This window comes from Massilia sp. ST3, from assembly GCF_018119405.1.
Classification (GTDB): domain Bacteria; phylum Pseudomonadota; class Gammaproteobacteria; order Burkholderiales; family Burkholderiaceae_D; genus Telluria.
Genome location: NZ_JAGPWC010000003.1, coordinates 121,630 through 131,717, shown reverse-complemented (window position 1 = coordinate 131,717; position 10,088 = coordinate 121,630). Strand labels below are relative to the sequence as shown.

Annotated in this window: 10 protein-coding genes; 3 read left to right on the top strand and 7 right to left on the bottom strand. The window is 63.3% G+C overall.

Annotated elements, in window-relative coordinates; all coding sequences use genetic code 11:
- From KBW98_RS02005 to rpsL, 4 genes are all read right to left on the bottom strand, one after another.
- A partial coding sequence (locus KBW98_RS02005; protein ID WP_018003793.1) for a GTP-binding protein occupies positions 1 to 93 on the bottom strand: 93 nt, incomplete at its 3' end.
- A 74-nt stretch (positions 94 to 167) separates the two neighbouring features.
- Entirely contained in the window at positions 168 to 2,273 is a 2,106-nt protein-coding gene (gene fusA, locus KBW98_RS02000) for an elongation factor G (RefSeq protein WP_211518411.1), read from the bottom strand.
- 113 nt (positions 2,274 to 2,386) lie between these two features.
- Complete coding sequence (gene rpsG / locus KBW98_RS01995) at positions 2,387 to 2,857, bottom strand: 30S ribosomal protein S7 (RefSeq protein ID WP_211518410.1); 471 nt, start codon at positions 2,855 to 2,857, stop codon at positions 2,387 to 2,389.
- 121 nt (positions 2,858 to 2,978) lie between these two features.
- Entirely contained in the window at positions 2,979 to 3,362 is a 384-nt protein-coding gene (gene rpsL / locus KBW98_RS01990; protein WP_005663517.1) for a 30S ribosomal protein S12, read from the bottom strand.
- Between the two features lie 374 nt (positions 3,363 to 3,736).
- On the opposite strand from rpsL, the gene KBW98_RS01985 reads away from it, so the two are divergent.
- Genes KBW98_RS01985 through KBW98_RS01975 form a run of 3 tightly spaced genes read left to right on the top strand, consistent with a single transcriptional unit; the run spans position 3,737 to position 7,588 of the window.
- Complete coding sequence (locus KBW98_RS01985; protein ID WP_211518409.1) at positions 3,737 to 5,587, top strand: phosphoethanolamine transferase; 1,851 nt, start codon at positions 3,737 to 3,739, stop codon at positions 5,585 to 5,587.
- Between the two features lie 50 nt (positions 5,588 to 5,637).
- A complete protein-coding gene (locus KBW98_RS01980) occupies positions 5,638 to 6,351 on the top strand; it encodes a YjjG family noncanonical pyrimidine nucleotidase (RefSeq protein WP_211518408.1) in 714 nt (237 codons plus the stop codon).
- Positions 6,352 to 6,364: 13 nt separating this feature from the next.
- Positions 6,365 to 7,588: a PD-(D/E)XK nuclease family protein gene (locus tag KBW98_RS01975; RefSeq protein ID WP_211518407.1), complete on the top strand. Its 1,224-nt coding sequence runs from the start codon at positions 6,365 to 6,367 to the stop codon at positions 7,586 to 7,588.
- A 126-nt stretch (positions 7,589 to 7,714) separates the two neighbouring features.
- Here the strand turns inward: KBW98_RS01975 and KBW98_RS01970 are convergent, their stop codons facing one another.
- The 3 genes from KBW98_RS01970 to KBW98_RS01960 form a co-directional block, all read right to left on the bottom strand.
- The gene (locus KBW98_RS01970; protein WP_211518406.1) at positions 7,715 to 8,623 is read right to left on the bottom strand and encodes a DUF2145 domain-containing protein; all 909 of its coding nucleotides are present in this window, start codon (positions 8,621 to 8,623) and stop codon (positions 7,715 to 7,717) included.
- The gene (locus KBW98_RS01965; RefSeq protein ID WP_211518405.1) at positions 8,623 to 9,081 is read right to left on the bottom strand and encodes a hypothetical protein; all 459 of its coding nucleotides are present in this window, start codon (positions 9,079 to 9,081) and stop codon (positions 8,623 to 8,625) included. Before KBW98_RS01965 ends, KBW98_RS01970 begins: the two co-directional genes overlap by 1 nt.
- A 103-nt stretch (positions 9,082 to 9,184) precedes the next feature.
- Complete coding sequence (locus KBW98_RS01960) at positions 9,185 to 10,066, bottom strand: LysR family transcriptional regulator (protein WP_211518404.1); 882 nt, start codon at positions 10,064 to 10,066, stop codon at positions 9,185 to 9,187.
- Between the last annotated feature and the right edge of the window lie 22 nt (positions 10,067 to 10,088).

The following is a 10,088-nucleotide window of genomic DNA, read 5'->3' as shown; positions in this document are numbered from 1 at the left end:
TGCAGCCGTCAGGGTGGTTTTGCCGTGGTCAACGTGACCGATGGTGCCGACGTTGACGTGCGGCTTGGTCCGTTCGAATTTTTCCTTTGCCATTTCCTATTTTCCTTAAAAAGAAACGATTGTTTTTTTGATTGACGGGGGCAGGGTCATCCCTGCCCCCTTGTTAATTACTTGGCTTTTGCGGTGACGATGGCGTCGATCACATGCTTCGGTGCTTCAGCATAGTGCTTGAATTCCATCGTGTAGGTCGCACGGCCCTGGGTTGCCGAACGCAGCGAGGTCGAGTAACCGAACATTTCCGACAGCGGAACTTCGGCCTTGATGATCTTGCCGCCGCCGCCCGGGATTTCGTCCATGCCCTGCACCATACCGCGGCGGGACGACAGGTCGCCCATCACGGTACCGGCGTAGTCTTCCGGGGTCTCGACTTCCACGGCCATCATCGGCTCGAGGATGACCGGGTTGGCTTTACGGCAGCCTTCCTTGAACGCCATCGAACCAGCCATGCGGAACGCGTTTTCGTTCGAGTCCACGTCGTGGTACGAACCGAAGGTCAGGGTGACCTTGACGTCCACGACCGGGTAGCCAGCCAGCACGCCGCTGGTCAGGGTCTCGCGCACACCCTTTTCGACTGCCGGGATGTATTCGCGCGGAACCACGCCGCCCTTGATGGCGTCGACGAATTCGAAGCCCTTGCCCGGCTCTTGCGGTTCGATCGACAGCACGGCGTGGCCGTACTGGCCACGGCCGCCCGACTGCTTGACGAACTTGCCTTCGACGTCGGTGACTGCCTTGCGGATGGTTTCGCGGTAGGCAACCTGCGGCTTGCCGACGGTTGCTTCCACGCTGAATTCGCGCTTCATGCGGTCAACGATAATTTCCAGGTGCAGCTCGCCCATACCACCGATGATGGTCTGGCCCGATTCTTCGTCGGTGCGCACGCGGAACGACGGGTCTTCCTGAGCCAGACGGTTCAGTGCCAGGCCCATCTTTTCCTGGTCAGCCTTGGTCTTCGGCTCGACAGCCTGCTGGATCACCGGCTCCGGGAACACCATTTTTTCCAGGATGATCGGAGCGGCCGGGTCGCACAGGGTTTCGCCGGTGGTCGCTTCCTTCAGGCCGACCGCAGCGGCGATGTCGCCTGCACGGACCTCCTTGATCTCTTCGCGCTGGTTCGCGTGCATCTGCAGAATACGGCCGACGCGTTCCTTCTTGCCCTTGATCGGGTTGTAGACGGTGTCGCCCGAATTGATGACGCCCGAGTACACGCGGAAGAAGATCAGCTGGCCGACGAACGGGTCGGTCATGATCTTGAATGCCAGCGCAGCGAACTTCTCGCTGTCGTCGGCCTTACGGGTGACCGGCTGGTCGTCTTCGTCGGTACCAGCGACCGGCGGAATGTCGACCGGCGACGGCAGGTACTCGATGACCGCGTCCAGCATTGCCTGCACGCCCTTGTTCTTGAAAGCGGTGCCGCACATCATCGGGACGATTTCGCCGTTGATGGTGCGATCGCGCAGCGCCTTCTTGATCTCGGCTTCCGACAGTTCGCCTTCTTCGAGGTACTTGTTCATCAGGTCTTCCGACGCTTCAGCGGCGGTTTCGACCAGCTTCTCGCGCCATTCGTTGGCCTGGTCGACCAGTTCGGCCGGCACGTCGCGGTATTCGAACTTCATGCCCTGGGACGCGTCGTCCCAGAAGATCGCCTGCATCTTGACCAGGTCGACCACGCCCTTGAAGTTGTCTTCGGCGCCGATCGGGATCTGGATAGGGATCGGGTTGGCCTTCAGGCGAGCGCGCATCTGCTCGTAGACCTTGAAGAAGTTGGCGCCGGTACGGTCCATCTTGTTGACGAAGGCCAGACGCGGAACCTTGTACTTGTTAGCCTGACGCCACACGGTTTCCGACTGCGGCTGCACGCCGCCCACTGCGCAGTAGACCATGCAAGCGCCGTCCAGGACGCGCATCGAACGTTCCACCTCGATGGTGAAGTCGACGTGGCCCGGGGTGTCGATGATGTTGAAGCGGTGCGGTTCGAAGTTGTTGGCCATACCCTTCCAGAAGCAGGTCGTCGCTGCCGAGGTAATGGTAATGCCGCGCTCTTGCTCCTGCTCCATCCAGTCCATGGTAGCGGCGCCGTCGTGCACTTCACCAATCTTGTGGTTCACGCCCGTGTAGAACAGGATACGCTCGGTGGTGGTGGTCTTGCCGGCGTCGATGTGAGCGGAAATACCGATATTGCGGTAGCGCTCAATGGGGGTAGTGCGTGCCATAATTTTTCCTAAATCTTTGAATGGACAAAACCGAGCAGCATTTTGAAATCAAAATGTGCCCGGCCTGAACAACGGATACTTGGCCGCACCCCCTTCGAGGTTTGGCCACTTGCTTAGAAGCGGAAGTGCGAGAACGCCTTGTTCGCTTCAGCCATGCGGTGCACTTCGTCACGGCGCTTCATTGCGCCGCCGCGGCCTTCCGCCGCTTCCATCAGTTCACCACCCAGGCGTTGCGGCATGGATTTTTCGCTGCGCTTGTTTGCGGCTTCGCGCAACCAACGCATGGACAGCGCCATACGACGAACCGGACGAACTTCCACTGGCACCTGGTAGTTGGCGCCGCCGACGCGGCGGGATTTCACCTCGACCATCGGCTTGCAGTTGTTGATCGCGGTCGTGAACACTTCCAGCGGGTCCTTGCCCGACTTGGATTGGATGTGTTCGAACGCACCGTAGATGATGTTTTCTGCGACCGACTTCTTGCCGGACAGCATCAGAACATTGACGAACTTGGCGACATCGGTGTTGCCGAATTTTGGATCCGGCAGAATCTCGCGCTTGGGTACTTCACGACGACGTGGCATTTCAATTCCTTCCTGTCTTCAGTTGAGTGCTTGCGCACTCGCGAGGGGCCCTCATGACCCTTCACTTACTCGGCCTTCCGGCCGGCTCAACTTATCTAGTTAATGTGGCGTAACTGGAAAATTACTTCTTCGCAGCCTTGGCACGCTTGGCGCCGTACTTCGAACGCGCCTGCTTACGGTCTTTCACGCCCTGGGTATCCAGTGCGCCGCGGACCATGTGGTAACGCACACCCGGCAAGTCTTTCACACGGCCGCCGCGCAGCAGCACGACCGAGTGTTCTTGCAGGTTGTGGCCTTCACCGCCGATGTACGAAATGACTTCGAAACCGTTGGTCAGGCGCACCTTGGCGACTTTACGAAGTGCCGAGTTCGGCTTCTTCGGCGTGGTGGTGTACACACGGGTGCACACGCCGCGCTTTTGCGGGCAGTTTTCCAGTGCCGGCGACTTGCTCTTCACAACCGCGGCTTCACGCGGCTTGCGAATCAGTTGATTGATGGTTGGCATCGTTCTTAATCCAACAAAGTACTACTACGTTGACGACCCGGACCGGCAAAAAACCTGGCCCGGGGACTAAAACCTAGTCCCGTATCCTACAGACTGCAGAGGCGACGAAAGCCACTCACCGAAGGAGCGGCTGCGAATGCGTATACGATGTGCAGAATAAATTCGAGAACTCGCGAGTATAGACCCGATGGTCAAGCGGGTCAACCGATTTGCCGTCCCGCCAACCCATCGCCGGGCTTGGGCGCGGTAAACCGTGGCGATTGTGGCATGACCGCGACAGACGGACATCTTCGCGGCATCAGGCTGGACTGAGGGACATAGCCGCTCAGCCTGTAAAGAAAGCATAATAGCCGATTTTCCGGCCTCTTCCGTCGATGCGAACCCTGCTGCGCGCCGCCCCTCCCGGCACCATCTATCTGCTGCTGAGCTACGCAGCCCTGTCGCTCGTCCCTTTCCTTGCGCCGCTGATGGGCGCGCCGCTCGACGATCCCTGGCGCCTCGCGGGCATCGGCCTGTTCGGCTGGATCACGGCCTGGGCCCTGTGCAAGCGGCCGGCCTATTTCCACTGGGCGCTGCTGCCGGCCTTCCTGGCGCTGCCGACCGAGCTCTACCTGCTGACCTATTACGGCCAGGGCATCTCCACCCACCACCTGGGCATCATCGCCGAGACCAGCCCCAGCGAGGCCTCGGAATTCCTGGGCAGCCAGGCGTGGCTGCTGGGCGCGGCGCTGCTTGCGGTGCTGGCGTGGTGGATCTCGACCTGGGTGGTGGCCTGGCGCACCCGCGCGCTGGACTGGGAAGACCGCTCGCGCTGGGTGGTGCTGGCGGTGCTGGGGACGGGCCTGCTGGTGCTGGTCTACAGTTATAAATATGGCGTTGCGCCGCAGCGCCCCGCCGCCCCGGCTGCCGTCGGCGGCGCCGGCGTGCACCTGGTGAAAGCTGCGCCCGCCGCCTCCGCGCCCCGGGCCGTGCGCGTCGAGGCGCCTCTTCCTGCCCTGCCGCCGCTGCCGTACTGGGCCAAGCTGCCCTTCGACCTGCGCGCCGTGGCCCAGTCCTGGCCCTTCGGCCTGGCGGCGCGCGGCGTCGATTTCTACCGCGAACGCGTCCACCTGGCCGAGCTGAAGGGGCGCAGCGCCGCCTTCCGCTTCGGCGCCCACCAGGAGGGCGAGGCCCACGCGCCCCAGGTGGTGGTCATGGTGCTGGGCGAATCCTCGCGCTACGACCGCTGGAGCCTGAACGGCTACGCGCGCCCGACCAATCCGCTGCTGTCGCAAGAACAAAACCTGGTGCCCCTGGCGGATGTGATCACGCCGGTCTCGGCCACCCGCCTGTCGGTGCCGGTCATCATTTCGCGCAAGCCCGCCATGCAGAGCCTGAAGGACGGCTTCTACGAAAAATCCTTCCTGTCGGCCTTCAAGGAGGCGGGCTTCAAGACCTTCTGGCTGTCGAACCAGGTCTCGTTCGGCAAGTTCGACACGCCCGTCTCGGTATTCGCCAAGGAAGCGGACGAGGTCGAATTCCTGAACCTGGGCGGCTTCACCGACACCGCCAGCTACGACGCGGTGCTGCTCGACCCGCTGCGGCGCGCGCTGCGCGACCCGGCGCAGAAGGTGCTGGTCGTGCTGCATACCCTGGGCAGCCACTGGAACTATGCCCACCGCTATCCGAAGGAATTCGACCGCTGGCAGCCTTCGCTCCATGGCGTGGACAAGCCGGACGTCACCGACAAGTCGTTGCAGCCGAGGATGAGCAACAGCTACGACAGCGCCATCCTGTATACGGACTGGTTCCTGGCCAACGTGATCGGGGTGCTGAAGGAAAGCGCCCTGCCGGCTTCGCTCCTCTACGTGGCCGACCATGGGCAGACCCTTTACGACAAATCCTGCAGGATCGCCTTCCATGGCCATAACACGCAGTACGAGTTCCACGTGCCGGCCTTTGTCTGGTATTCGGACGCCTACGGCGAGCGCTACCCGGACAAGATCGCCCAGCTGCGGCGCCACCGCAAGGCCAGGCTGTCGACCGAGAACATGTTCCATACGGTGCTCGACCTGGCCGACATCCGCTATCCCGACGAGCAGCTGGAGCGCAGTTTCGTGAACGCGAAGTTCAAGCGCCACACGCGCTACGTGGACAGCTACGGCTGGACCGACTACGACAACGCCACCATGAAGGGCGACTGCCGCGAAGTGATCGCCCGGGGCAAGCCGCTGCCGCGCAGCTGAGCACCGTGCTAGGATGCCAGGTCTCTCACCCGCCTCCGCCCGGCAAGCGCATGACATACACGCTGTTCCTCTTCGACCTGGACGATACCCTGCTCGACTTCAGGGCGTCCGAACAACTCTCCTTCACCCGCACCATGCGCGAACTCGGCCTGCGCCAGCCTGGCGCGGCGCTGTTCCCGGACTATCAGGCCATCAACCTGGACCTGTGGAAGCGCTTTGAAGAAGGCAAGGTGACCAAGGATTTCCTCAAGGTGGAGCGCTTCCGCCAGACGTTCGCAACCCATGGGCTGGAACTGGACGCCGAAGCCGCCAGCCGCCTGTACCTGGAAGCCTTGCCCGAGACCGTGGTCCTGGTCGACGGCGCGCTGCGCCTGTGCGAATCGCTGGCCGCGCTCGGCGAAGTCGGCATCATCACCAACGGCATCGACCACATCCAGCGCCGCCGCATCGCCAGCTCGGGGCTGGGCGGGTATGTTTCCTTCGTCGCCACCTCGGAAGCCTGCGGCTACGCCAAGCCGGACAGCCGCTTCTTCGAGTACGCCACGCGCATGGCGCGCCGCTTCTCGCACGACGAGACGGTCATCGTCGGCGACCGGCTCGACGCCGACATCCTCGGGGCCAACCGTTATGGCATCGACAGCTGCTGGTTCAATCCGGGGAAGCTGGTCAATGCGTCGCTGGCGCGTCCCACCTACGAGGTCGGCGGCCTGCAGGAAATCCTGTCCACGCTTCGCATGTCACAAGCGGCCGGCAGTCCATGTTGAGAAAGCCAAGCACTTGAACCCGACACTTGCCAGCCTCGATCCCGGTCACGTTCCGCTCGAACAGTCCTTCCTGAAATTTATCGCTGCGATCGAGGAGCACGCAGACGCATTTCCAGCTCCTACGCTCAATCTCCTCAAGGCGGCGCGCCTGCAGCGGCAAGAGATCCGCCATTCCAATCTGCTGGCATTCTTCCTCGACCCCAGCCAGCCGCATGGCTTGTCGGACGAGTTCATCAAACAGCTTCTTCTGCGGGTCGCCCCGCGGGATGCATCGGCGAGTGCGCCTTTCAGCAGGCTGCTACGCTCGATGGAAGGCTATGCCGACGTGCAGGTGCGCCGTGAAATGATGAATATGGACGTGCTGATCTGGTCGGAGCGCTCGCGCATGCTGCTGGCGATCGAAGCCAAGGTCGATGCACGCCAGGGCGATAAACAATTGCTGCAGTACAGGCAGCGACTCGAGGAAGAATTCAAGGATTATTCGCGCGACCTGCTGTTCCTGACGACCGATGGCGTGGCGCCAAACGACGACATGTGGATACCGGTGACCTGGGAAGACATGTACCGATCCCTGATGGATGCCATGCGCCGGAAGACCGACGTGCTGTCGGAGCGCGCTCGCTTTGCAATTGAACAATACCTGGAATTACTCAGCTCGGAGGTCCTTGTGAACGAAGTCGACATGCATCTGGTGAACGTCTGCCGCAAGCTGTACTCGGAACACAAGAGAGTGATCGATTTGATCATCGAGCACGGCGCGGTGTCTTCGTTCACGGAGGCAGCGGAGGAATTTCTGTTCAAGTCCACCGACATCCGGAAAATCAGCCTCAGCCCCACGCGGGCGGCTTTTCTTCCGGCCAAGATCGACGAGGCCTGTCTTGCAGGTGGTTTTACTACCGCCAAGGGCAACTACTGGGGCCAGGATGCCGCCATCATCATGTGGTTTGCCCTCGACGGCGCAAAGCTGGCCTTGATCGTTGAAGTTGGCCCCTGGGCCGATGCAGGAAGGCAGGAAGCCGTCTTGGGATTGAAGAACATCATGCCGCCGAAAGGCCGGGTGAATCGCAAACTGAGCGAGACCTATTCGCGCATCTGGAGCTATCGCATGAACTTCAGCAGCGATGATCCAGGCACTGACGAAATCATCGAGAAAATGAAGGCCTTGTATGAGCGGATCGAAGGTGAAACCGAATCGATCTCTGGTTTCATCAGGACCTTGAACAAGCAAGCGCGCTAAGAAGAGATCATCGTCCGCGCCAGCAATGCAATCGCGGCCGTCCGGACCGTCTGCCGCGCACGCAGGGATATCGCTCCGCCTGAAGTCGTGGTTGCCAGGGTGGCAATGGGAAGAGTGTAAAGCCGCTCAGGAACGGATATCGACCACTTCATCCTCCGGCTTCGCGGTACAGGCCGCATCGAGCGGCTCTCCTGTGCGCCGGACCACGATGCGCTGCGCGTCATGGCAGATCTCGACCCGGCGCGTCCCCGGCGCGCGGCGCAGCACGAACTCCTCGATCGAGGCCGGCACGCTCACGTGCAGCGCCAGCGCATGGATGTCTTCCAGCGGGTGGTCGTTCAGGTGCACCAGGGGCACGAACTGGCCGGCGAACATCAGGGCGTGCGAAGGAATCCGGACCGGGCCGGCGGCATAGCCCTGGGCGCGCAGCCAGTCCTGCGCCTGCTGGCGCGGCGCCTCCTGTCCGTCGAGCCGTCCCCACGCGCTGGCGAGCAGCTCCGCTACCCAGCCGTTGCAGTTCTGGTAGCGGGTGCCGTAGGCATAGGCGTTGGCGCTGTATTGCCCGGCCAGCAGGGCCAGCGCCAGGCGCTTGTCCAGGGCCGCCCGTTCCAGCAGCCCCGCCTCTTCGTCGGGCAGGAACAGCAGCGCCATGTGGCCGCGCGCTGGCGCGTCGGCCCCGAGCGCGAAGCCGGGCACGCCCTGGTCGAACAGGCGCGGACGCGCTTCGTCGCAGGCGTAGTAGAGCTGGCGCACGGCCCAGGAGCCTGCGGCATCGTCCTTCAGGGCGACGCCGGCGTGCGAGTACAGCAGCTTGAAGCGGCTCAGGTCGGTGCCCGCGCGCGCGATCAGGGCGACCCGCGCACCGGAGCGTTCCAGTTCCTGCTTCACGACCCCGGCGAAGCGCAGCACGCGGTCCTGCTCGGCGGCCGTGATGTCGCGCGAGCGTTCGCAAAAGGCCGGCAGCCCCGCCCAGGCGCCGGTGCTGGCGCACAGGGCCAGGCCGGCCAGGGCCAGCCTGGCCAAGCGGACGGCCATCAGCCGGTGACTTTATGCGATTGCAGTTCGCGGTACCACTCGTCCTGCAGCGCCAGGAAGAAGGGACGCTGGGTGTCGGCGTAGGCGAATTCGAAGCCGTACACGCGCTCCTTGACCTCCACCACCTCGCCCGCGTTCACGCGGCGCTGGGCCAGGGCGCGGTCCGGCACGTCCAGGTTGAACTCGCGCGCGCCGGCCACCGCGCGCAGGGTCAGGCGGGTGGCGCCCGGCTTGCCCGGCGCCTGGGCGACGTTGATCACGCGGTACTGGCCGGCGGCCACCTTGTCGTCGTCGCTCGAGCTGGTGCTGGAACCGCTGATCGAATCGGAAATGCTGGCCGACGAGGCCGAGCCCGCGCTGGAGGCCGAGGACGTGAAGCTGTCCGCCTGGGCGGGAACCGACAAGGCGGCTGCGAAGGCGGCGGAGCCGAGAATGCGGGAGAGTATCGTGGTGCGCATGAAGGTCTTTCGTAAAAGCGTGCGGATGAGGCTATGGTACAAGTCCCGCGCGCCGCTGAGAAGGCGCAAGCGCGCGGCGGTGCGGCTTGTTTGTAACAAGATGTCAGGTCTGGCGCGCCAGCGCCACGAAGGCTTCCAGGTAGTCGAGCCCCGCATCCTCCTCGCGCGTGCCCAGGAAGATCTGCTTGGCGATACCCTGCCGGCCCAGGCGCACCGGGACCACCGGCATGCGCGCGGCGTATTCCTGCACCAGCCAGCCCGGCAGCGCGGCCACGCCGCGTCCGCCCGCCACCATCTGCACCATGATGTCGGTGGTCTCGATCGTCTTGCGCTCGCGCGGCGCGCAGCCGGCCGGCACGAAGAAGCCGTTGTAGATGTCCAGGCGTTCGATATCGACCGGATAAGTGATCAAGACCTCATCCGACAGCTCGCAGGGCTCGACGAATTCGCGGCCGGCCAGGCGGTGGCCGCTGCCGACCACCAGCATCTGCTCGTAGTCGAACACCGGCACGAAGCGCAAGCCCGGCTTGAACAGCGGATCGGGCGTGACCAGCAGGTCGACCTCGTAGGAGGACAGGGCCTGCAGGCCGCCGAACTGGAATTTCTGCTTCACGTCGACGTCGACCGCCGGCCAGCTGGCCAGGTAGGGCGCCACCACCTTCAGCAGCCACTGGTAGCAGGGATGGCATTCCATCCCGATGCGCAGGGTGCCGCGCTGGCCCTGGGCGTACTGCGCCATCTGGCGCTCGGCATGGTCGAGCTGGGGGAGCACGCGCTGGGCCAGGCCGAGCAGGTAGTGGCCGGCCTGGGTCAGGCGCAATGTCCGCCCCTCGCGCGTCCACACCGGCGTGCCAAGCTGCTGCTCGAGCTTGCGGATGGTGTGGCTCAGCGCGGACTGGGTCAGGAACAGCACCTCGGCGGCCGCGGTCAGGGAGCCGCGGCGGTCGACTTCGCGAATGATGGATAGGTGAATACGTTCGAGCATGGCTCAATCATGAATGAAATTA

Excerpts from the sequence above, each read along its gene's own strand:
- fusA (WP_211518411.1), bottom strand. The coding sequence starts at position 2,273 with ATGGCACGCACTACCCCCATTGAGCGCTACCGCAATATCGGTATTTCC.
- rpsG (WP_211518410.1), bottom strand. The coding sequence starts at position 2,857 with ATGCCACGTCGTCGTGAAGTACCCAAGCGCGAGATTCTGCCGGATCCA.
- rpsL (WP_005663517.1), bottom strand. The coding sequence starts at position 3,362 with ATGCCAACCATCAATCAACTGATTCGCAAGCCGCGTGAAGCCGCGGTT.
- KBW98_RS01985 (WP_211518409.1), top strand. The coding sequence starts at position 3,737 with ATGCGAACCCTGCTGCGCGCCGCCCCTCCCGGCACCATCTATCTGCTG.
- KBW98_RS01980 (WP_211518408.1), top strand. The coding sequence starts at position 5,638 with ATGACATACACGCTGTTCCTCTTCGACCTGGACGATACCCTGCTCGAC.
- KBW98_RS01970 (WP_211518406.1), bottom strand. The coding sequence starts at position 8,623 with ATGGCCGTCCGCTTGGCCAGGCTGGCCCTGGCCGGCCTGGCCCTGTGC.
- KBW98_RS01965 (WP_211518405.1), bottom strand. The coding sequence starts at position 9,081 with ATGCGCACCACGATACTCTCCCGCATTCTCGGCTCCGCCGCCTTCGCA.
- KBW98_RS01960 (WP_211518404.1), bottom strand. The coding sequence starts at position 10,066 with ATGCTCGAACGTATTCACCTATCCATCATTCGCGAAGTCGACCGCCGC.